This is a genomic window from Streptomyces sp. NPDC110618, from assembly GCF_055657065.1.
On sequence record NZ_JBVKBN010000008.1, the window covers coordinates 96,311 to 119,021 of the forward strand.

Below are 22,711 nucleotides of genomic sequence, written 5' to 3' on the forward strand. Positions count from 1 at the left end.
CACGGCTCAGGGAGCCGCCGCGCACCGCTACGGCCTCGCCCGCGGCGCGGGTCAGTCCTGGATCCACCTCCGGTAGGCGAGGGACAGTTCCTGGGCGCGGCTGCGCGGGCCGGCCCAGGCGCAGTAGCCGTCGGGGCGGACCAGCACGACCTCGGGCTCGCTCCAGGGGCCGGAGTCCGCGACGATCCGGCCGCGCAGCCGGAGCAGGATGCCCTCGCCCTCGGCCGCCGAGGGCAGCACCGGGGCGCCGTCCCCGCGCTCGATGAGCACGAACCCGCCGTGGCGCAGCACTTCGTGCAGGTGCTGCGGGCCGCCGGGCCCGGCGATCCTCAGGTCGGGGACGCGGGTGCCGGCCAGGGGCGAGGCGCCGACGGCGGACACCATGGAGGGGTAGCGGGTGGCGATGCCGGAGAGGTGTCCGACGGCGACCTGGTGGGTCCTGGGGATGCGGCTGGCCAGGGTCATCACGGCCTTGCGGGCGACCCGGGCGGGCAGCTTGTCGGAGGTCATCATGCGGGTGGCGATGTCCGTCACCTTGATCACGCCCTGGGACACCCGGCGCCGTTCCAGCGCGTACGTGTCGAGGATGTCGTCGCAACTGCGCCCGTTGATCACGGCGGCGAGCTTCCAGCCGAGGTTCATGGCGTCCTGGATACCGAGGTTGAGGCCCTGTCCGCCGAGCGGGGAGTGCACGTGCGCGGCGTCCCCGGCGATGAGCATGCGTCCCTGGCGGTAGAAGGAGGCCTGCCGTTCCTGGATGTGGAAGCGGGAGGTCCACAGCGGTTCGCTGGGCCGCATGTCCCGTCCGAACAGCTTGGCGAGGGTCTGGTCGACCTCGGCGAGCGTGACCGGGTCGTCGGACCAGGGCTTCTCCCGGTCGATGACGCCCATGCGGTACCAGCCGTTGCCGAAGTCGGTCGCGACCACGAGCCCCGCGCGGCCGACGCGGATCAGGAGCTGGTCGTCGAGCGGGGTGCCGAGCTTCACATCGGCCACGATGATCGTGTACGGGTAGGTGGCGCCGGTGAAATCGGCGCCCATCGCCTCCCGCACCCGGCTGCGCGAGCCGTCGCAGCCGACGAGGTAGGAGGCGCTCTCCTGCCAGGTGCGGCCGTCCTGCTCCAGGGTGCAGTGGACAAGACCGCCGGCCTGGCGGCAGTCGGTGAGGCTGACCCCGCGGTCCACGACCACGCCGAGGGCGGTGGCGCGCTTCTCCAGGACCTCCTCGGTCTCCCCCTGCGGGATGATCGTCAACTGCCCGTAGTCGGTGGCCAGTTGGCCCATGTCGAACAGGGACTGCCCGAGGGACACCCGTACCCGCGGGATCGGGTTGGCGCGGGCCAGTACCTCGTCGGCGACGCCGCGCATGTTGAGGACCTCCATGGTCCTGCCGTGCAGTCCCAGTGCCCGGGACTCCCGTGTGCGGTCCTCGCGCCGTTCCACGACCCGGCAGCGCACGCCCGCGAGGGCGAGTTCACCGGCCAGCATCAGCCCGGTGGGACCGGCACCGGCGACGATCACGTCGTATGCGGCGGTCTTGTCGTTCACTGCGTTGACCTCTCTCTACGGCCCCCTGGGCGGGCCCGTCGACTCCTTCGCGACCGGTGCGCGAGAAACGGCTCGCATCATCCGGTCGGTCGCGGAACCGACCGGGCCCGCAGGAGGTGCTGGAAGATCCGCTTGCCCTTCGGGAAGCGCTCGATCGCCCCGGCCGATGTCCCACCGTTCCGTCCGCGCGGACGGCGGGACCCGTCCGGCGTCAACTGACGTTGTGGGCCCGGTGCTTGATGATCCGCCCGACCACCGGCCAGTAGGCGGCCATGTGCTTCAGCTCCTCGGTGACCTTGAACTCCTCCTGGTCGAACCGCTTGCGCAGGAAGAGGGTCAGGCCCTCGTAGACGAGGTCCCCGATCTCGTCGGGAGCGTCTTTCTTCGCCCACTTGAGGGTCTGCAGGACCTTCAGTGTGGTGGCGTCCGTCCAGTGGTTGTCGGGGTCGGCCAGGCCGAAGGCGGGCGGTACGAAGTCGGCGGCGCGCAGTTGCCGCAGGATCTCGTCCGAGGTCTCCCGCGGGTCCGCCTCGCCCTTCTGCACGGCCTGCACGAGGGTGCTGACGTTCTTCAGCAGCCGGCGCACCGGGGCGTGGTCGGGGATCGCGCCGTCGGGTGCCTGGCGTTCCAGGCGGGCGAGCCCGGCCGGGTCCCGGCTGTCGAGGAAGGTGGCGTAGGCGCGGTTGATCTCGAAGGTGGCGAGGATCTGGCCGAGCGACCACACCCGGAACCAGGCGTTCCAGAGGAACCAGCTGCCGAACGAGGTGTAGGCGTTGGCGACGAGGTCGTCGTTGAAGTCGAGCAGGCCCTGCTCCAGCTCCTGGACGTACTGGAAGCGCTCGACGGAGAAGTCGTCCTCCTTGATGGCGTCCAGCAGGCGCCAGCCCAGGGCGTGGATGATCTCCATGGTGTTGGACAGGCCGCGGGAGAACAGGGCGTCCACGAAGCCGGCCGCGTGCGAGGTCAGGCACCAACGGTAGCCGACGGTCTGCTTCGAGGAGTACTGGAGCCGTCCGGTGCGCACCCAGTCGCGGGTGGCGACGGCGCCCTCGAACTGCGGGGCGATGTCCGGGTACTTGGCGATGAACCGGCGAAACTCCTCCTCCGGGGAGCAGTCCGGGACCGGGTGGATGCGCGGGTCCAGGTTCAGGCCCACGCTGCACAGCGGGTTGGTGTGCAACGGGTGGTTGTCGAAGGGGATGACCCACATCCAGCCGCCCTCGAAGAGGTGGTGCAGGGTTCCCTCGCTCCACGGGCTGGGGTTGTGGTGCGTGCCCTTGGGCACGGTGTCCTCGTACGGCTTCACCCCGATCATGTGCGTGAACAGGGAGCGCGACTGGTGACGCAGCCGGCTCGGCTCCTCACGCAGCCCGAACTTCTGCGCCAGCGGGGAGCGGTGGCCGCTCGCGTCCACGATGAACTTCACGCGCACCGGGTCGCCCTGGTCCGGGATGACGGTGACGCCGTCGTCGTCGATGTCGACGTCCATGACCTTCGTCTGCTGGCGGACCTCGGCACCGTACTTGAGGGCGACGTTCAGCATCCAGGCGTCGGTGTCCTGGCGGAAGAAGTGGTTCTCGGTGTGGGTGATCTTCGGGATCGGGAACATGCTGGTTTCCAGCGGGTTCTGCCGGGCGCCCTCGCGGTGGTAGAGGAAGCCGAAGTTGCGCTTGACCCCGCAGTTGGTGGTGATCTTCGACTGGACCGCCTCGAAGGTGGTCAGCCACTTGACCTCCGGTACGCCGTACCGCTCGCTGACCAGTCGCATCATCATCGAGGTGTACGGGATGGTGGACTCGCCGATGGCGAACCGCGGGTGCAGTCCGGCATCGAGGACGAGCACCTTGGCGCCGTTGTTGGCGAGGCAGGCGGCCAGCGTGGTTCCGGCCAGGCCGGAGCCCAGGATGGCCACGTCGTACTGCGGTGCATGGGGGCTCTTGGGGCTGAGGCCGTCTCGGGGCATGAGCCTCTCCTTGGTCGTTTTCAGCCGTCAGGGCTACGGATCCCGGCCAAGGTAGGTTTCGCACCTCAAAGACAACTCATATTCCGGTCATTTCAACGGTACATGCATGGCGAGAAATCAATCGTTAAAGAAAAAAGGGCGGTCGACCTCCCCGAAAAAGAGGCCGACCGCCCGGGGGCGCACACGGTGAAGCGGCCGGCTCCCTCGCGGGGAGCCGGCCGCCCGGGCCGTGCGGGGTTGCCTCAGCCCATGTGCGCCACCGGGGCGCTGGTCTCACCGGGCCGCGGCCTGGGCGTGTTCATCATCGCCGCGATGACCACCGCACCGCAGGCCATGATGATGCCGGCCCAGGTGAAGGCGGTCGTGAACCCCTCGGTCATGGCCTGGTGGACCACCGCCGGGTTCTTCGCCTGTGCGGCGCGCTCGGCGAGGTACTCGGCCGCCGCGTCCGCCGCGAGCGTGCTGAGCAGCGCCGTACCGATCGAACCGCCGATCTGCTGCGCGGTGTTGACGGTGCCGGAGGCGACACCGGCGTGCTCGTCGGCGATCCGGTAGGTCGCGTAGTTCATCGCCGTCGCGATCACCAGACCCATGCCCGCGCCCTGGACGTACAGAGCGGGCGCGACCATGCCCCAGTACGAGGAACCCGGGTCGAGCGCGGCCAGCCAGAACAGCGCGCAGGCCGCGATGACCATGCCGGGCACCACGAGCGCGCGCGGCGGGGCCTTGGGGATCAGCTTGGTGGACACACCGCCGGCGAACATACCGACACCGAGCGGCAGCGGCAGGAACGCCAGACCGGTCTCCACCGGCGAGTACCCCTTGACGAGCTGGAGGTAGAAGGTGAGGAAGAACAGCGCGCCGAGCATGGCGATCATCGCCACACCGACCGCCAGGTAGGAGCTGCCCCGGGTGCGGTCCCGGATGACCGCGAGCGGCAGCAGCGGGTGCGAGGAGCGCGCCTCGACCGCGACGAAGGCGGCCAGCAGCACCGCGCCGGTGATGAACAGGCCCACCACCAGACCGGAGCCCCAGCCCTCGGACTCGGCCTCGCTGCACGCGTACACGACCGCGACGAGACCGCTGGTGACCAGCAGCACGCCGGGGATGTCCATCCGGGCGCGCACCGCGGCACGCTGCTCCGGACCCAGGTACAGCACACCGAACGCGGCGATGACGGCGATCGGCGCGTTCACGTACATGCACCAGGTCCAGTCCATGTACTCGGTGAGGATGCCACCGAGCAGCAGACCGATGACGGCCCCGGAGGCGACGATGCCGCCGAAGATGCTGAACGCCTTGGCGCGCTCCTTCTGGTCGGTGAAGTTCACCGAGATCAGGGAGAGCGCGGTCGGGGCGAGCAGCGCACCGAAGGCGCCCTGGAGGGCACGCGCGGTGAGCAGCATCTCGATGTTGGGAGCGGCACCGCCCAGGCAGGAGGCGACCGCGAAGCCCGCCAGTGCGATCAGGAAGGCCCGCTTGCGGCCGGTGTAGTCCGCGATCCGGCCGCCCAGCAGCAGAAGGCTGCCGAAGGCCAGGGTGTACGAGGTGACGACCCACTGCCGGTTCTCATTGGAGAAGCCGAGGTCGGCCTGCATCTCCGGCAAAGCGATGTTCACGATCGTGATGTCGAGAACCACCATCAGCTGGGCCAGGCAGATGAAGACGAGGGCCGTCCAGCGCTTGGGGTTCGCTAACGGGGCCGCTCCGACGGCGGTACCGCCGGGGACCCGGTCTTCGGATGTGGTCATGGGGGGAGATGCCTTTCTCCGTCGTGTTCCGCGGCCCCCTTCCGACGGGGGCCGCGGACCTTGGTTCGGCGGGGCGGGTCGGCCGCCGCAAGGGGCGGGGGCGTCACCGCTTCATGAATTCACCCGTTGATGGATTCATCCTGCCATGAATTATTCTCCCTGTGCGACGGTGCGGGCAAGTACCCAGTTCGGACCATCCACTCGAAGTACAGCGAGAGCAGTGACCCGTCGAGCGGCGGACAAGCGATGCCCGAGCCGGCCAGGCCCCGCAAGGTGTTCGTGGCGTCGTAGTCGATGGCCTCCTCGCCCCCGACGACGAACTCCTCCACCACCCCCATGACCGGGTGCAGCTCGTTGTCGTTGACGGCGAAGGAGTCCTGCAGCGCACGCCACCACTGCTCCACCGGCACCGTGCGGAACTCCCAGCCGTGCCGCTCCATCGCCTCCAGCAGTTCCTTGAAGGCCGCCTTGCGCCGGTTGACCAGGTGGTACGTCTGCCCCCACGCGTGCTCCTCGCGGGAGATCCGCACCAGCGCGGAGGTGACGTAGTCCACCGGGGTCATCTCGATCTCCAGATCGAGGTCCGGGGCCATTCCCAGCTGCACACATCCCTTGATCACACGGGTGGTGAAGTGGGTGGTGAGGCAGGCGCCGGTACGGGAGTCGCCGAGCACCCGGCCGGGCCGGTGCACATCGACCGGGATACCGCGCTCCTGCGCCTGGCGCACCAGCAGCTCGGCCGCCCACTTGGTCTGCACGTACCCGGTCACCAGCTTGCCGGCGCCGAGGATGTCGTCGTCCTCGGCGATCACGGTGCGGCCGTCGGCCGGGATGCCCCAGATGCCGTACGTCGAGACGTACGAGACCGGGATCTGCGTCGGACCGGCGCAGGCGAGCCGCAGGATCTCCTCGGTGCCCGAGAGGTTGGCGGGGCGCAACTGCTCGTACGTGTAGGAGAAGTTGACCCAGGCGCCGTTGTGGTAGATCCCGTCGAGCAGTCCGGCGAGCCGGGTGAACTCCGCCTCGTCCAGGCCCAGTCGGGGCTGTCCGAGGTCGCCGGGGACCACCTCGATGCGGGCCTCGGCGTCCTCGCGCCAGGGCAGGTACTGCTCCAGGTTCCGTTTGATCCGCTCCAGGCCCGACTCGGGGGTGTCGCAGCGGACCAGGCAGTGCACGGTGGCCCGGGTGGTGGCCAGCAACTCGTCGAGGATGTACGCCCCGAGGAAGCCGGTGGCACCGGTGAGCAGCACGTCGGTGGGGTCTGTGCAGCCCTTGCCGACGGGCCCGGCCGGCACGATCGCCGGGTCGAGGTTCACGTCGGCGGCGATCCGCGCCGGTTCCGTCCAGTCCGCGGCCGGTTCCGGGGCGGCCTCGCCCTCGCCGCCCAGCTCGGTGTCGAGCAGGCGCACCCAGTCCTCCAGCGTGGTCCGCTCGAAGAACTGACTCGGGCGCACGCTGATGCCCAGGTCGCCCTTGCAGCGCTTGACGACCTCCATGACCATCAGCGAGTCCAGGCCGTGCGACATCACGTCCGCCTCCGGCAGCACCGACTCCGGCGGCACCGCCAGCACCTCGCCGAGCACCTGCTGCAGATACCCGGTGAGCACGCCCGCCCGGCCCGCGGCGTCGGCGCCCTCCAGGGCCTGGAGCACCGCCGTGGACGTACCGCCGCCGGTGCCCTCGTCGATCTCCACGGTGCGCAGCACCGGGCGGTCGGCGCGGGCCTCCATGACCGGCTTGTACCGCGCCCAGTCGGCGGAGCACACCACGGCCTGCGGGGCGTCCTGGGCGAGCAGGGCGTTGAGCAGCTTCAGACACTGCGGTGCCGAGAGCATGCGCAGACCGGTGGAGGTCAGGAACTCCACGACGTCCGCGCCGAACAGATTGCTCGTCAGCTCCCACGGGCCCCAGCTCACGGTGAGCGCGGTCAGGCCCTGCGCGTGCCGGTACTCGGCGAGCGCGTCGAGGAAGGAGTTGGCGGCGGCATAGCTGGTCACGTGCTGCGAGCCCCAGGTCGCCGCGATGGAGGAGAAGCCGAGGAAGAAGTCCAGCTCCAGCCCCTCGGTGAGCTGGTGCAGCAGCCAGCCGCCGACCACCTTGGGCCGCCACACCGCGTCGTAGTCGCGCGGATCGTCGACCGGGATGTCCCGCAGGAACTGCGGCACCGACGTACCGGCCGCGTGCACCACACCGCGCAGCGGCATCAGGCCGGTGGCCAGGCCCTGCACGACCGGGAGCATCTCCTCGACGTCGTTGACGTCGGCGGCGACCACGTCGACCAGCACCCCGGTCTCCTCCAGCGCCGACACGAAGTCGACGCGCTCGCGCACGGAGTCGGTCAACCCGGGATCGTTCCACTGCTGCCTCGGCGGCAGCGGAGTGCGGCCGAGCAGCACGAGCTTGCCCGCGCCGCTGTCCGCGAGGTCGCGGGCGAGAGCCTGGCCGATGCCGCCGAAGGCGCCGGTGATCAGATAGGTGCCCTGCTTGTCGATGACCGGCCTGCGCCTCAACTCCTCGGCGCTCAGCGGGAACTTCACCAGCCGGGCGACCCGGCGGCCCGTGCCGCGCAGCGCCTGCTGGTCCTCCTCGGCGGTGTCGGCGAGCGCCGCGGCCAGCGCCGTACCCTCGTCGCTCTCCCCCGCGTCCGGGTCGAGGTCGATCGCACCGGCCCAGTGCTCGGGGTGCTCCAGCGCGATCGCCCGGCCAAGGCCCCACAGCGTCCCGGCGAACGGCGAGGTGACGCCCTGTTCGGGCAGCGCGGGCACGGCGCCGCGGGTGACCAGGCTGAGCCCGGTCCTCGTGCAGGCCGCGCGGGCGGACAGGCCCTGGACCAGGGCGACGGCGGCCAGTTCGGCGCGGTCGCGGAAGGCGGTGAGCGAGTCGGCGTCGGCGGCGTCGGGGCGCGGCGCGTCCAGGCCGGTCAGCAGGACGACCCGGTGCGGGGTGACACCGTCGGGCAGCCGGCCGAGCCAGTCGTCCAGATCGGGGGCGCCGGACTCCTCGATCCGGGCGTCCGCGCCGAGCGCCCGCAGCGCGGTCGCGAGCCGGCGGGCGGTGCCGGTGCGGTCGGGCACCAGCAGCCAGCCCTGCCCGGACAGGTCGGGCGCGGCGGCGGCCGGTTCGGTCTCCTGCCACTCCAGGCGGGTGAGCAGCTCCTCCGGGTCGCGCCAGGGGGCGGGCTCGGCGGGGGGCTTCGCGTCCTCGATGACCACCATCAGCTCGCGGATGCCGCCCAGGTAGGCGCCGTCCTCGGAGAACAGGTCGACGCTGCCGCAGACGGTGCCGGGGTCCTTGCCGGGCTGGGCGATGGCCCGTACGTAGCGGGCGGCCTGGAGGGACTCCAGGGTGGCCTCGGTGACGCGGCCCGCGTAGCCCGCCTTGGTCAGGCCCGCGTCCCAGGAGACGGCGGCGACGGCCGCGTCGAAGACCTGCACGGCGTGGTCGGCGGTCTCCTCGCTGTCCAGGCCGAGGGCCACCAGCACGCCCTCGTCGCCGCGGCGCGCGGAGACCACGGCGCCGATCAGGGCGTCGGACAGGGAGGCCGTCTCGTAGTGCAGGTCGTCGGCGTACTCGTGCCCGGCGAGGGTCGGCGCGGAGTGCCGCGAGCGGGTGCTCGCCCGGCGCCTGAGCACCGCGCGGGCGTGCCGCGTCCAGGGCGCCCCGGCGTTGGCCTCGGCGGGGGTCTGGGTGTGCAGGGTGACGATCGCGCAGCCGTCCTCGTCGCCGTCGACGGTGACTTGCAGGACCCGGCCGGCCCGTTCCATCGGGATGCGCCGGAAGACCTCCAGCTTCTCCACGCAGGACCACACCCCGCCGAGGGCGTCCCCGGCCGCGGCCCGCGCGACCCGGCTGAGCGAGCCGACGGGCAGGAACCGGAAGCCGTCGGCGCCGGTGCGCGCGTAGCGGTCCCACTCCGGGGAGTCCAGTTGCTGCTCATAGGTGGGTACGGCGCTGTGCAGCCGTGTTCCGGCCACCGGCACCGGAGTTCCGGCGGAGGCGCGGGGCGCCTCGCGGCGCTCCTCGTACCAGTAGCGCTCGCCGTTCCACGGGGTGACCGGCAGCGGCACCCGGCGCGGGGCCCGGTCCGCTCCCGAGTGCACCGCCGTCCAGTCCACGGTCTCGCCGCGCAGGTGCAGCAGACCAAGCGCCCGCTGGACGGCGGTGCGGTCCTCGGGTGCCCCGGCCCGGGGCTTGTACAGCGACGGCACGTACAGGCAGTCGCCGTCCAGGCCGGTGCGTTCCCCGATGCCACTGAGCACCGGGGAGGGTCCGATCTCCAGGAAGGTGCGGGCGCCCTCGGCGTGCAGGGCGGTCAGTCCGTCGTGGAAGCGGACGGTGCCGGCCGCGTGCCGTACCCAGTACTCCGGGCCGCTGTCCTCGGCGGTCCAGGGGCGTCCGGTGTGGTCGGAGACCAGCGGCAGCGTCGGCATGTTGTACGTCAGCGACTCGGCGACCGCCCGGAAGTCCGCCAGCATGGGCGCCAGCAGCGGGGAGTGGAAGGCGTGGCTGACGGTGAGCCGGGTGGTGCGGGTGCCGCGTGCCTCCAGCGTGGCGCGCACGGCGTCCACGTCGGCGGCGGCGCCGGAAATCACCACGCTGGACGGGCCGTTGACCCCGGCCAGCGACACCGTGTCGCGGTACCCGGAGATCGCCGCGCGGGCCGTGGCCTCGTCGCAGTCCAGGGCGGCCATGGCGCCGCCCTCCGGCAGCGCGGCCATCAGGGCGGCGCGGGCGGCGACCAGCCGGACGGCGTCCGGGAGTTCGAAGACACCGGCGATACAGGCGGCGACGATGCCGCCGATGCTGTGGCCGAGCAGTCCGCCGGGCCTCAGGCCCCAGGACTGCCACATCCGGGCGAGCGCGTACTCCACCGCGAACAGCGCGGGCTGGGTGTAGCGGGTGTCGTCGACCGGGGAGTCCTGCCCCGGCTCGGGCCACACCACGGAGGCCAGCGGCCGGTCCAGGTGGACGTCGAAGAGGTCGGCGGCCTCGTCGAACGGCACCCGGAAGGCGGGCACGTCGGCCAGGCCGCGGGCCATTCCGGCGTACTGGGAGCCCTGGCCGGTGAACAGCCAGGCCGTCTTGCGGTGCTTGTGCACCGGCAGTTCGGCGGTGACGACGCCGGAGGCCCGCTCGCCGCGCGCGAACGCCTCCAGCGCGTCGGCGAGTTCGCCCGCCGAGGAGCCGGTGACCGCGAGCCCGCTGCGCTGCCGGGACCGGCCGACCTGGCTGGTCCAGCTGATGTCGGCGAGCGGCACCTCGGGGTTGTCCCGCAGGTGGGTGGCGTACCGTCCGGCGAGCGCGGTCAGGCTCTGCGCGGAGTGCGCGGACAGGGTCAGCACCTGCGGCCCGGCGGACGTGTCGGCGGGCTCGGCTGGTTCCGGCACCGCGCTGATGACGGCGTGCGCGTTGGTGCCGCTGGCGCCGAAGCTGCTGATGCCGCCGATGCGCGGCCGGTCGCCGGTGGCACCCCAGGGACCGCCGTCCTTGGTGACCTCGACGTTCAGCTTGCTCCAGTCGACGTTCGGGTTGGGGTCGTTGAAGTGCAGGTGCGGCGGCAGCTCGCCGTGCTGGAGCGCGAGCACCAGCTTCAGCACGCCCGCGATGCCGGCCGCCGACTCCAGGTGACCGATGTTGGTCTTGATGGAGCCGACCTTCAGCGGCCTGTCCGCCGGGCGGTTGCGGCCGATCACGGCTTGCAGCGCCCGCAGTTCGATGGGGTCGCCGAGCGCGGTGCCGGTGCCGTGCGCCTCCACGTAGTCGACGTCGCCGGGGGCGATCCCGGCCTGCTCCAGGGCGCTGCGGATGACGCCCTGCTGGGCGGCCGGGTTGGGCACGGTCAGTCCGCTGCTGCGGCCGTCGTGGTTGACGGCCGAGCCGCGCACCAGGGCGAGGATGGGGTCGCCGTCGCGCCGCGCGTCGGAGTACCGCTTGAGCACGACCACCCCGGCGCCCTCGCCGCGCGCATAGCCGTTGGCGCTCGCGTCGAAGGTCTTGCAGCGGCCGTCCGGGGACAGGCCGCCGAACTTGCTCATCATCACGAAGCCGTACGGCGAGAGCATCAGGTTGACCCCGCCGGCGAGCGCCATGTCGCACTCGCCGGTACGCAGGTCCTGACAGGCCTCGTGCAGCGCGACCAGGGAGGAGGAGCAGGTGGTGTCGACGACCTTGCTCGGGCCCATCAGGCCGAGGGTGTAGGAGATCCGGCCCGCGACGAAGCTGGGCTCGCCGACGAGCTGGTAGGCGTCGACGTCCCGGATGTCGCCCTCGGACTGCCTCAGGCGGGCGTAGTCGGTGGTGGACACGCCGAAGTAGACGCCGGTGGCGGAGCCGGTGAGCCGGTCTGGCGCGTACCCGGCGCGCTCCAGGGCCTCCCAGGCCACCTCCAGCCCGATCCGCTGCTGCGGGTCCATGCCGACGGCCTCGCGCGGGGAGATCCCGAACACGCCGGGCTCGAACAGGTCCACGCGCTCGTCGAGGAAGCCGCCCTGGGTGACGTACGCCTTCCCGGGCTGGTCCGGGTCCGCGTCGAACACCGCCTGGGCGTCGCCGCGTTCGGCCGGGAACTCCCGGATGGTGTCGGTGCCGTCCACCAGCATCCGCCACAGCGAGTCGGGGCTGTCCGCGCCACCGGGCAGGCGGCAGCCGAGCCCGATGATGGCGATCGGCTCGTCCAGCGGGCGGCTGCGGTTCTTGGCCAGCTCGCCCTTGAGCTTCTCGATGGTGCGGACGGCTTCGACGAGGCGGGCCCGGTAGTCCGGGGTCGTCATGGTCAGTCTCCCTCGGTCAACAGGGCTTCGGACGACGCCAGCGCGTCGTCGAGACGGCTGAGCAGCGAGTCGTCGTCGAGGTCGGCGAGATCTTCCAGGTCCTCCACCGGCTCCGGCTCGGCCACCGGTTCGGGCTGGTCCTGCTCTTCGGTGAGCACCTCGTCGAGGACGAAGCGGGCGAAGGACGTGACATTGGGGCACTCGAACAGGACGGTGGCGGGCAGTTCGAGGCCCAGCTCGTGCTCGGCGCGCCGCTTGAGGTCCTGGGAGAGCACCGAGTCCATGCCGAGGTCGAAGAAGCCCTGGTCGGGCGAGACGTCGGCCTCCTCGCCGAGGACCTGCGCGACCAGCTTGAGCAGCAGGTCGACCAGTCGCTGCGCACGCCGGTCGGGCGGCAGCGCGAGCAGGTCGGCGGCGAGTCCGGCGGCGGGCTCCGGAGCGCTCGCCGTCTCGGCCGCGGGCTGCGGCTCGGACTGCGGGCGCGGTTCCACGCGGTACGGCGTGTCCACCCAGTACGGCTTGCGCTGCCACGGGTAGGCGGGCAGGGTCACCGGCCGGTGCGCGCCGGGGACCAGCCGGTCCCAGTCGACGCTCACGCCGTGCGCGTGCAGGGAGGCGGCCAGTTCCAGCAGGTCGACCGGGCCGAGGTAGGCCTTCTCGACACCGCTGGGCTGGCGTTTGCGCGGCGCGGTGAGCTGGACCGGCACGGTCTCGCCGGGTTCGGCCGCCGCGTCCAGGGCGGCGCCCAGCATGCGGATGGCGCGGCTGCCGGTGCCGATGTCCAGCAGGACGTCGATGCCGGACATGATGACCTCGTTGGCCAGCCCCGACCAGCCGCGCGCGGCGGAGTGGCGGACCACTCGCGCCCCGTCGGCCTGCGCGGGCACGGGCACTCCGGCCGCGAGCAGCCGTACGGCGTTCAGCAGGGTGAGGTCACCGGCCACCACGGCGGCGGCGTACTCGCCGATGTCCCAGCCGACGACCGCGTCGGGCTCGACGCCGAGCGCCTTCCACAGCGCGGTGGTGGCGAGCTGGCCCGCGAACACCTCGCCCGCGTGCTCCACGCTGCCGGGCGGCGCCGGTCCGTCGGTCTCGCCGAGTTCGGCGCGCAGCGCGTCCCGCGCCTCGGCGAGGGCGCTGCGGTAGGCGTCGGCGGCCTCGGGGTCGCCGGCCAGGGCCTCCTCGTAGCCGGAGGTGTCGGCGGGGGTGCGGCCGAAGACGAACAGCACGGTCGCCTCGTCGCGGGCCTGCACCGGGCGGGCCCGGTCCAGGGCGGCGAGGAGCTCCTCGCGGGTGCCTCCGACGGCGGTGACCCGGTGCGCGAGGTGGGCGCGGCGGGCGCCCGACGTCCAGCACAGGTCGGCGAGTTCGCTGTCCTCGGTGGCCGCGACCCGCTCGCGCATCAGGGCGACGGCATCGGTCAGGGCGTCCGGGGTGGCGGCCGACACGGTCAGCACGCAGGGCCGGGCGGGCCCGGTCAGGGCCGGGGCGGGCTGCGGCGGGGCCTCCTGGACCAGGACGTGCGCGTTGGTGCCGGTGAAGCCGAAGGCGCTGATGCCCGCGATCCTCGGCCGGTCGCCGCGCGGCCACGGCACGGGTCCGGCCGCGACCTTCAACGGCAGTTTCTGCCAGTCCAGTTGGCCGGTCGGCTCGTTCAGGTGGAGCTGGGCGGGGATGGTCTCGTGGCCCAGCGCCAGCACCGTCTTGATCAGTCCGGTGACTCCGGCGGCGGCCTCCAGATGGCCGACGTTGGTCTTCACCGAGCCCACGACCAGCGGACGGTCCTCGGGGCGGCCGGCGCCCAACGCACCGGCGAGAGCGCGTAGTTCGACCGCGTCGCCGAGCCGGGTGCCGGTGCCGTGCGCCTCGACGTAGGACACCTCGTGCGGTGCGATCCCGGCCTGGTCGAGCGCGGTGAGGATGACCTCCTCCTGGGCGGTTCCGCTGGGCACGGTGAACCCGCCGCTGGAGCCGTCCTGGTTGACCGCGCTGCCGCGGATGATCGCGTACACCCGGTCACCGTCGCGCAGCGCGGTCGAGAGTTTCTTGAGGATGACCACACCGGCGCCCTCGCCCCGGCCGTAGCCGTCGGCGGAGTCGTCGAAGGTCTTGCACCGCCCGTCGGGGGCGAGCGCCCCGGCCGCGCCCATGGACAGGAACACCGTCGGAGTGGCCATCACGTTCACCCCGCCGGCCAGCGCGACCCCGCTCTCCCCCGCGCGCAGGCTCTGGCAGGCCAGGTGCACGGCGGTCAGCGAGGAGGAGCAGGCGGTGTCGACGGCGATGCTCGGCCCGCGCAGCCCCAGGAAGTAGGAGATGCGCCCGGCGGTCGCGCTGAAGGAGTTGCCGGTGCCGTAGTACAGGTCCACGTCGGACTCGCGGCGGGTCACCAGTTGCTGGTAGTCGGTGGTGTTGAGGCCGACGAAGACGCCGGTGCGGGTGCCGCTCAGCTTGTCCGCCCGGACCCCGGCGTCCTCCAGCGCCTCCCAGGCCACCTCAAGGAACAGCCGCTGCTGCGGGTCCATGGTGCGGGCCTCGCGGGGCGAGATCCGGAAGAAGGAGTTGTCGAACCCGTCGACGGAGTCCAGGAAGGAACCGCGCGCGGGCACTCCCTCGAACGCCGAGGCGTCCCAGCGGCCGGCCGGCACGGGCCCGCTGGCGTCGCGGCGCTCGTCGAGCAACTGCCAGAAGTCCTGGGGGCCGTTGACCCCGCCGGGGAGCCGGCAGCCGATGCCGACGATGGCGATGGGTTCGACGGATTCGCCGAGGTCGGGGGCCGGGGGTTCGGGGGTGGGGGCGGGTTCGGCGGGAAGAACCGGAACCACCTCGGCGGGCGCCTTGGCGGCGGGCGGTTCGGGAGTGCCGCCGACGGGTGCCTTGGCAACGGGCGGTTCGGGAGTGCCGTCGAGGGGCGCGGCAGGCTCCGGCTCGTGGGTCGAGGCACCCTCCGCCCGCGCATCCCCCTCCGGCGTGAGCGTCATGATGTAGTCGGTGAACCCGTCGATGGTCCCGTGCGCGAGCGCGTCCGCGCCGTCGACCGGCACCCTCAGCTTCTCCGCCACCATGCGCCCGAACTCCGCGACGGAGATCGAGTCGACACCGAGCTCGAAGAACCCCCGGCCACGCGGCAGCCGCTTGCGCGGCCCGTGCCCGAGGATCTTGATGAGCACGGAGTGCACGGTGGAGGCCACGTATTCACGGTCGTACGAGACGGGCGCGGCCTCTTCCACGGCGGCGTCCGGCGCTTCCTGGACCGCGACGGCAACAGGCGCCGGAGCCGGGACGGTTGCCGCGGGAGCCTCGACGGCAGGCGTCGCCGCGCCCAGCTCCGCCACCACCCGTCCACCGGAGTCCACGAGCCGGACCTCGGCGCGCAGCCCGCTCAGGTCGGCGGCCGGGGAGCCCTGTTCGCCGCGCTCCACGCCGTCCAGCCAGAACCGCTCGTCGGCCCACCGCTGCGGCGGCAGCGTCACCGGCCGCACCGGACGGCCGTGCGCGGCGGCCCAGTCGATCGCGACGCCCGCCTCGTGCAGCCTGGCCCGGGAGCGCGCCAGCATGGTGGGCCCGTGCTGGGCCCGGACCAGCGAGGAGACGACCGGCCCGCGCCGCTCGCGGTGGGCGAGCGCGGCGTTCAGCGGCCGGGCCAGCACCGGGTGCGCCCCGATCTCGACGAACGCCGTCTCGCCCTGGGCGAGCAGGGTGTCGACGACGGGCCACAGCCGCACCGCCTGCCGGAGGTTGGCGCTCCAGTACGCGGCGTCCAGCGGCACGTCCTCGCCGGGCAGAGCCGTGGACAGGAACGGCACGGTCGGCGCGGTGGGCCTCAAGTCCGCGAGTATCGCGGCGAGTTCGTCGGCGTAGGGCTGCATCAGCGGTGAGTGGAAGGCGTAGTCGACGGGGAGCGCGACCACGTTGACCCCGTCGTCGGCGAGTTCGCGCACCGCCGCCTCGACGGCCTCCTTGGGTCCGGCGATGACGACGGAGGCGGGCCCGTTCTCGGTGGCGACGCACACCTCGGGGTGGCGGGCCGCGAGCCGCTCGGCGACCTGGTCGGCGCCCAGTTCGACGTTGGCCATCCGGCCGGTGCCGGCGGCGCGGTGCATGAGGCGCCCGCGGTGGGTCACCAGCCGTACCGCGTCCTCCAGTTCGAGCGCTCCGGCCATGTGCGCGGCGGCGACCTCGCCCATGCTGTGGCCGATGACCGCGTCGGGGCGCACGCCCCAGGACTGCCAGAGCCGGGCCAGCGCCACCTGGACGGCGAACACGGCGGGCTGGGCGACATCGGTGGCCTTCACCCGGGCCGGGTCGGCGTCGCGCAGGACGTCGTACAGGGACCAGCCGGCCTCGGCGCGCAGCAGCTCGTCGATGTCGTCGAGGGTGTCGCGGACCACGGGCTCGCTCTCGGCGAGGTCCAGGCCCATCCTCGGCCACTGCGAGCCCTGTCCGGAGAAGACGTGGACGACCTTGGGCGGGTTGTCGGCGGCCCGGCTGCCCTCGGCCTCGGCGAGCGCGGCGGTGAGTTCGGCGGCGTCCTTGCCGACGACGGCGATCCGGTGCTTGAGGTGGCTGCGGCGCACCGCGGAGGCGGCGGCGACGGGGCCGACCGGGTCGGCGAGCCGCCCGGCGTAGTCGGCGGCGAGCCGGCGCAGTCCGTCGGCGGTGGTCGCGGAGAGCAGCAGGGTGTGCGGACCGGCGGCGTCGGCGGTGTCGTCGGTCTCCGCCGGCTGCGGCGCGCTGCCGAGGACCACGTGTGCGTTGGTGCCCGACAGGCCGAAGGCGCTCACCCCGGCGGTCAGCGGCTCCTCGCCGGGCAGCGGGGTGTGCTCCACCGGGACGAGGGTGCCGGAGGACTCCCAGTCGATCATCGGGGCCGGGTAGACGTGGTGGATCTGGCCGGGGACCGTGCGGTGGCGCAGCACCAGCAGCGTCTTGAGGAGTCCGGCGATGCCCGCGGCGGAGTCCATGTGCCCGAAGTGGGCCTTGTGGGAGCCGACCAGGAGCGGTTTGCCGTCGGGGCGGGCGCGGCCGATGACCTCGGTGAGCGCGGAGATCTCCAGCGGGTCGCCGAGCGGGGTGCCGGTGCCGTGCGCCTCGACGTACACGGGCTCGTCGGGGGTGACGGACGCCGACGCCAGCGCCGCGCGCAGCAGGTCCTGCTGCGCTACGGCGTTGGGGGCGGTCAGTCCGGCGCTGCGGCCGTCCTGGTTGACGGCCGAGCCCCGGATCAGCCCGTGGATGCGGTCATGGTCGCGTACCGCGTCGGCGTAGCGCTTGAGTACGACGACCCCGCAGCCCTCGCCGCGGACGATGCCGTCGGCGCGGGCGTCGAAGGGGCGGCACCGTCCGGTCGGGGACAGCGCCTGCACCTTGCCCATGAAGACGGAGAGTTCGGGGGCGACGATGACGTTGACGCCGCCGGCGAGCGCGGTGTCGGCCTCGCCGTTGCGCAGCGCCTGGCAGGCGAGGTGGACGGCGACGAGCGAGGAGGAGCAGGCGGTGTTGACGGTCATCGCCGGGCCGTGCAGCCCGAAGGTGTAGGCGATGCGTCCGGCGGCGAAGCTGAACTCCTTGCCGGAGGCGAAGTAGGGGTCGATACCGCGGATCCCGCTGGTCCGCGCGTGCAGCAGCAGATAGTCGGAGCCCAGGATGCCCATGTGCACGGAGGTGCGGCTGCCCTCCCAGGCGCCGCGCGGCACGCCCGCATCCTCCATGGCCTCGGAGCAGACCTCCAGCAGCAGCCGCTGCTGCGGGTCCATGGCGCGGGCCTCGCGCGGCGAGACACCGAAGTAGTCGGCGTCGAACCGGTCGATCTCGTCGAGGAATCCGCCCTCACGGCAGTAGGTGGTGCCCGGGTTGTGCCGGTCGGGGTGGTGGAAGTCGTCGCTCCAGCGGTCGGCGGGCACGGGGGTGACGACGTCCACGCCGTCCATCAGCACCCGCCACAGTCCGTCCAGGTCGCGTACGCCCCCGGGGAAGCGGCAACCGGCCCCGACGACTGCTATGTCGTCGGGGCGGGGCTCGAACCGTCGGTTCTCAGCCATGGACCGGCATACCTCCTGTGATGACCTGACGGCGTTGGCCGGCCAGGTAACCCGCGAGCGACCTGATGGTCGGGTACCTGACGAGGGCGCGCGGATCCACCTCGAATCCGAGCCAGTGCGCCAGGGCCGTGGTGATGACCAGGCTGTCCGCGGAATCGATGTCGAACTCGTCGAAGCAGAGGTGGACCGACACCGTGGCCGGGGGCAGCAGGGTTCGTTGGGCTATCTGCTCCACCAGCCAGTTCTCCACCGCTTCGGGGGTGATCTCCTGGGGGGTGACCCCCTGCACAGTTCCGCTCACCGTGGCACCTCTCCCTCTCAAGTGCGGCCGAAAGCGACGGTAGGGAGACGGCCTCAAGACGCCCTTGAGAGAGCACGGGGGCAGCCGGTGTCCGACCACCCTTGAAGGGCACGCCAGTTCGAGCTGTTCCGGCCAGCCGGGGAGTGCCGCACCCCCTCCCCTCTCGAACCCCTGTCGACGGCGGCTTGAGCGTCTGCTGGTGCGATCCGGGGCGAACCAGGTCCGACCGACCTGCCTTTTCGCGCGGAAGGAACGCTCCGTTGACCACCGACCCCGAACTGACGCTGTTCTGCCTGGCCCACGCGGGCGGCAGCGCGCATCCCTACCTCCGGCTCGGCGCCGGTCTGCCCGGTCGTGTCACCGTCGTCCCGCTGGAGCTGCCCGGCCACGGCACCCGGGTACGCGAGCCCCTGCTGCACGGCATGGCCGCGCTCACCGAGGAGGCGGTACGGCTGATCGGCGAGCGCCGGCACCAGCCGTACGCGATCTTCGGGCACAGCTTCGGCTCACTGCTCGGCTACGAGGCGGCGCGGGTGCTGACCGCCCAGGGGACCCCGCCGAAGCTGCTGCTGGTCTCCGGCCGCAACGGTCCCACCGAGCCGCTGTCGCACCGGCCCTTCGCCCACCTGCCCGACGACGGCTTCGTCCGGGGCCTGCAGCGCATCGGCGGGCTGCCCGAGGCGCTGCTGGCCGAGCCGGAGCTGCTGAAGTTCTATCTGCCCGCCATCCGCGCCGACTTGAGGGTGGTGGAGACCTACACGCACACCCCGGGCCCGCGGCTGACGGTTCCGGTGGCCGCGTTCGCCGGCAGCAAGGACGTACTGACCGACGCCGCGTCGATGGCCGCGTGGTCCAGGATCACCACCGGGGTCTTCGACCTGACCCTGGTCTCCGGCGGCCATTTCTTCCTCCAGGAACCGGAGTTCAGGGCCGCCCTGGGCGCCCGGCTGACCAGGTACGCGGCCACCGCGAGCCGCGACGACGCGGTCCGCGGCCCGGTCGCCCGAGCCGTTGCCGAGTGAACCTCAACCGCGAGCACCCAGCATCTCGCCCAGTACGGCTCTCCCCCCACGCCCAGTCCGAGACCAACAGGAGGCCCCAGTGGCGGCGCTGTCCCATGAAGAGATCCGTCGCAGGATCAGCGAGTACATCGAGCAGCAGTTCCTCGGCGAGAGCGAGGTTTCGGAGCTGACGGACGACACCCCGCTGCTGGAGTGGAGCGTTCTCACCTCCATGAACACCTCCCTGCTGCTCTCGTTCATCCGCACCGAACTGGGGGTCGTGGTGCCCCCCACCCACATCACCGGCCGGAACTTCGCGAACCTGGCGGCCATCACGGACATGGTCCACTCCCTGGCCCCGCAGCCCGCTGCCTGAACCGACCGAAGGAAGAGAGAGCATCGTGGACGCACAATACGACGTCGCAGTCATCGGCGGCGGCCCCGCGGGATCGACCATGGCCTCGTACCTGGCCAAGGCCGGGATTTCCGTGGCCGTGTTCGAGGCGGAGAACTTTCCCCGGGAGCACGTCGGCGAGTCCCTGGTCCCGGCCACCACCCCGGTGCTCCTGGAGATCGGGGCCATGGACAAGATCGAGGCGGCCGGCTTCCCGAAGAAGTTCGGTGCCGCCTGGACCTCCGCCGAGGACCGGGACATCAACCACAACGGCTTCCGCGGCCTGAACCACGACTTCCGCGCCGCCGAGGTGCTGTTCAGCGAGCGCGACCAGGCGGGGGTGGACCGCGACCACACCTTCCACGTCGACCGCAGCAAGTTCGACCACATCCTCCTCAAGCACGCCGAGGAACTGGGCGCCAAGGTCTTCCAGGGCGTCCGGGTCGGCAAGGTGGACTTCGACGGCGAACTGCCGGTCGTGGAGGTCAAGATCGGCTCCGCCACGACGCACATCCCGGTGAAGATGGTGGTCGACGCCAGTGGCCGCCAGACCCGTCTGGGCAACCAGCTCAAAACCAAGATCCCGGACCCGGTCTTCAACCAGTACGCGGTGCACACCTGGTTCGACGGTCTCGACCGCAAGGCGCTCGCCGTCAACAAGGACCAGGCCGACTACATCTTCATCCACTTCCTCCCGGTGATCGACACCTGGGTGTGGCAGATCCCGATCACGGACACCATCACCTCCATCGGTGTGGTCAGCCAGAAGAAGCGGTTCCAGGAGTACGGCGGCGACCGCGAGAAGTACTTCTGGGAGACGGTGGCCTCCCGTCCCGAGCTGCTCGACGTGCTGAAGAACTGCAAGCAGGTCAAGCCCTTCAAGACCGAGGGCGACTACAGCTACGGCATGAAGCAGATCGCCGGTGACAACTACGTCCTCATCGGTGACGCCGCCCGCTTCGTGGACCCGATCTTCTCCTCGGGTGTCTCGGTCGCGCTCAACAGCGCCAAGCTCGCGGCCAAGGACATCATCGCCGCGGCCGAGGCCGGCGACTTCAAGCACGAGCGCTTCGCCGCCTACGAGAACAAGCTCCGCAAGGCGGTCGGCTACTGGCACCGCTTCATCGAGGCCTACTACCGCCTCAACATCCTGTTCACCGCCTTCGTCCAGGACGACCGCTACCGGCTGGACATCCTCAAGATGCTCCAGGGCGACGTCTACGACGACGAGGAGCCGAAGGCGCTGTCCGCGATGTGGGAGATCATCGAGGCCGTGGAGAACGACCCGACCCACCTGTGGCACCCCTACCTGGGCTCACTGAGGTCGCCCACCGCCGCGCCCAGCTTCTGATCGACCCCGGCCCTCCCCCGGCCGGGAGAGCGGCGGAGCTGGAGCGCAACAAGCCGGCCGCGTACCTTCTCCGGAACTTCCGGGAAGGTACGCGGCCGGCTCCTTTGTGGGCGCCCGCCGCGCGGCGGATCAGGCGGCACGCGCGTGTGCGATGACCGTGAGCAGGGCCCGGGGGGTGGGGGCGTCGGCGACGATCGTGTCGGGCAGCAGCAGGCCGTACTCGCGCTTGAGCCGGCCGGTCACCTGGAGCAGCGCGAGCGAGTCGTAGCCGAGCCGGTAGAAGGGCGTGTCGACGACGTCGTCGGCCTCCAGGTCGATGCCTTCGGGGACACCGGCGCTCTCGCTGAGCAGCCGGAGCAGATCGGCGAGGGTGAACCCGGAGGAGGGGTTTTCGGACAGGGTCATGGATGCCTCCTGGCGAGGGATCGGGTGTGTGGCGGACTTCGGTACAGGGTCTGGGAAGGGCCTGGCGTTCACAGCCGGCCGAGCAGCACGCCGAGCAGGCCCTGGTCCAGGGTGGTGTCGGCGGCGGTGTCCTCGGTGCCGCCGAAGCCCTCGTCGCGCAGGGCGGCGCTGACCACGTAGTCGGACTCCAGGGCGAAGGTGCCGAAGCTCCACTCCGGGCCGGTGCCCGGGGAGCCGTCGGGGCGCTGGAGGCGGACGCGCGCGTCGTCCAGCGTGAAGCCGAACTCTGTGAACCGGAAGCGCAGTCCCTGGCCGATGGCCTTGCTGTACGCCTCCTTCAGCGTCCACAGGCGCACCAGGGCGCTGTTGCGGGTCTGCTCGGGAAGCGACTCCAGCAGCGCGCGCTCGTGCGGGGTGCACGCCTGGAACTCCACACCGGTACCGACCATGGGGCGCTCGGCGCGCTCCACGTCCACGCCGAGCAGTCCGCGCCGGGTGACCCCGACGACCATGACCTCCTCGGTGTGGCTGAGGCTGATGTCGATCTGGTCGCAGCCGCGCAGGTACGGCCGTCCGCCCGGCTTGTAGGCGAGGTCCACGGCCTCGGGGGTGCTGGAGAGCACCCGGGCCGCGGTGTGCTTGAGCAGCAACCGGGAGGCGAGGAAGCCGTCGCGCACCCGGCGGTGGGTCAGACGCTGGAAACGGCCCCAGTCGCGGGGGCCGAGCAGAGGGCGCAGAACCCTTTCTCCTGTGTCCTCCGGGAGCCAGTCCGCGACCCTCCCGTAGGTCACCACGGTGCCGCGCTCGGACAGCGGGCCGAGGACGGCGTCCCAGGGTCCCTCGGGACCGCACACGCGCACGGGGGCCCCGGCGGTGGGGGTGACCATCAGACAGCCGCCTTCACCAGACGGTCGCGCAGGTAGGCGACCAGGGACCCCACGGACGTCATGCTGTCGACCATGTCGGGCAGGGACAGCTCGCCCAGCTCCGGCACGGCCTGCTCGACGCGGTACTTCAGCTGCATGATGAGGACCGAGTCGAAGCCCAGGTCCTCACGGAGCAGCGAGTCCGTGCCCACCTCGGCCACCGGGTCGTCGATGACCCGTCGCACCGCCTGGACCACCGCGGAGATCAGATCGCCGGACGCGTTGTCGGCGTGTGTGTCGTCGGCGCGCGCGCTCATGGG

The 22,711-nt window shown here is 71.9% G+C and carries 12 protein-coding genes; 3 read left to right on the forward strand and 9 right to left on the reverse strand.

Going from position 1 to position 22,711, the window contains the following annotated elements; genetic code table 11:
• Window positions 1–51: 51 nt before the first annotated feature.
• The 6 genes from ACZ7L7_RS16995 to ACZ7L7_RS17020 all read right to left on the reverse strand — a co-directional run bounded on the left by ACZ7L7_RS16995 (window position 52) and on the right by ACZ7L7_RS17020 (window position 18,374).
• Entirely contained in the window at window positions 52–1,548 is a 1,497-nt protein-coding gene (locus ACZ7L7_RS16995; protein ID WP_471429583.1) for an FAD-dependent monooxygenase, read from the reverse strand.
• 211 nt (window positions 1,549–1,759) lie between these two features.
• On the reverse strand, window positions 1,760–3,511 hold the full coding sequence (locus ACZ7L7_RS17000; RefSeq protein WP_453607514.1) for an NAD(P)/FAD-dependent oxidoreductase: 1,752 nt from the start codon (window positions 3,509–3,511) through the stop codon (window positions 1,760–1,762).
• A gap of 242 nt (window positions 3,512–3,753) precedes the next feature.
• Window positions 3,754–5,262 (reverse strand): MFS transporter, encoded by a 1,509-nt coding sequence (locus tag ACZ7L7_RS17005; RefSeq protein ID WP_285513468.1) that lies wholly within the window; start codon window positions 5,260–5,262, stop codon window positions 3,754–3,756.
• A 119-nt stretch (window positions 5,263–5,381) separates the two neighbouring features.
• Window positions 5,382–12,032 (reverse strand): thioester reductase domain-containing protein, encoded by a 6,651-nt coding sequence (locus ACZ7L7_RS17010; RefSeq protein WP_472076282.1) that lies wholly within the window; start codon window positions 12,030–12,032, stop codon window positions 5,382–5,384.
• Window positions 12,033–12,034: 2 nt separating this feature from the next.
• Complete coding sequence (locus tag ACZ7L7_RS17015; RefSeq protein ID WP_472076284.1) at window positions 12,035–18,073, reverse strand: type I polyketide synthase; 6,039 nt, start codon at window positions 18,071–18,073, stop codon at window positions 12,035–12,037.
• Window positions 18,066–18,374 carry an acyl carrier protein gene (locus ACZ7L7_RS17020; RefSeq protein ID WP_285513465.1) on the reverse strand — a complete coding sequence of 103 codons (309 nt, stop codon included), beginning with the start codon at window positions 18,372–18,374 and terminating at the stop codon, window positions 18,066–18,068. The genes ACZ7L7_RS17015 and ACZ7L7_RS17020 overlap by 8 nt, the downstream gene beginning before the upstream one ends.
• Before the next feature lie 260 nt (window positions 18,375–18,634).
• Between ACZ7L7_RS17020 and ACZ7L7_RS17025 the strand changes: the two genes are divergently transcribed.
• The 3 genes from ACZ7L7_RS17025 (at window position 18,635) to ACZ7L7_RS17035 (ending at window position 21,120) form a co-directional block, all read left to right on the forward strand.
• Entirely contained in the window at window positions 18,635–19,396 is a 762-nt protein-coding gene (locus tag ACZ7L7_RS17025) for a thioesterase II family protein (RefSeq protein WP_285513464.1), read from the forward strand.
• 79 nt (window positions 19,397–19,475) lie between these two features.
• The gene (locus ACZ7L7_RS17030) at window positions 19,476–19,751 is read left to right on the forward strand and encodes a hypothetical protein (protein WP_093719755.1); all 276 of its coding nucleotides are present in this window, start codon (window positions 19,476–19,478) and stop codon (window positions 19,749–19,751) included.
• Window positions 19,752–19,776: 25 nt separating this feature from the next.
• Window positions 19,777–21,120: an NAD(P)/FAD-dependent oxidoreductase gene (locus ACZ7L7_RS17035; protein WP_453607492.1), complete on the forward strand. Its 1,344-nt coding sequence runs from the start codon at window positions 19,777–19,779 to the stop codon at window positions 21,118–21,120.
• Between the two features lie 129 nt (window positions 21,121–21,249).
• On the opposite strand, the gene ACZ7L7_RS17040 is transcribed toward ACZ7L7_RS17035, so the two are convergent.
• From ACZ7L7_RS17040 to ACZ7L7_RS17050, 3 genes are all read right to left on the reverse strand, one after another.
• Window positions 21,250–21,525 carry an acyl carrier protein gene (locus ACZ7L7_RS17040; RefSeq protein ID WP_285513462.1) on the reverse strand — a complete coding sequence of 92 codons (276 nt, stop codon included), beginning with the start codon at window positions 21,523–21,525 and terminating at the stop codon, window positions 21,250–21,252.
• Window positions 21,526–21,593: 68 nt separating this feature from the next.
• Window positions 21,594–22,412, reverse strand: coding sequence for a 4'-phosphopantetheinyl transferase family protein (locus ACZ7L7_RS17045; protein ID WP_472076288.1), 819 nt, complete (start codon window positions 22,410–22,412; stop codon window positions 21,594–21,596).
• Entirely contained in the window at window positions 22,412–22,708 is a 297-nt protein-coding gene (locus ACZ7L7_RS17050; protein WP_285513460.1) for an acyl carrier protein, read from the reverse strand. Before ACZ7L7_RS17050 ends, ACZ7L7_RS17045 begins: the two co-directional genes overlap by 1 nt.
• Window positions 22,709–22,711 lie beyond the last annotated feature (3 nt).

Excerpts from the sequence above, each read along its gene's own strand:
- ACZ7L7_RS17000 (WP_453607514.1), bottom strand. The coding sequence starts at position 3,511 with ATGCCCCGAGACGGCCTCAGCCCCAAGAGCCCCCATGCACCGCAGTAC.
- ACZ7L7_RS17005 (WP_285513468.1), bottom strand. The coding sequence starts at position 5,262 with ATGACCACATCCGAAGACCGGGTCCCCGGCGGTACCGCCGTCGGAGCG.
- ACZ7L7_RS17010 (WP_472076282.1), bottom strand. The coding sequence starts at position 12,032 with ATGACGACCCCGGACTACCGGGCCCGCCTCGTCGAAGCCGTCCGCACC.
- ACZ7L7_RS17015 (WP_472076284.1), bottom strand. The coding sequence starts at position 18,073 with ATGGCTGAGAACCGACGGTTCGAGCCCCGCCCCGACGACATAGCAGTC.
- ACZ7L7_RS17040 (WP_285513462.1), bottom strand. The coding sequence starts at position 21,525 with ATGACCCTGTCCGAAAACCCCTCCTCCGGGTTCACCCTCGCCGATCTG.
- ACZ7L7_RS17045 (WP_472076288.1), bottom strand. The coding sequence starts at position 22,412 with ATGGTCACCCCCACCGCCGGGGCCCCCGTGCGCGTGTGCGGTCCCGAG.
- ACZ7L7_RS17050 (WP_285513460.1), bottom strand. The coding sequence starts at position 22,708 with ATGAGCGCGCGCGCCGACGACACACACGCCGACAACGCGTCCGGCGAT.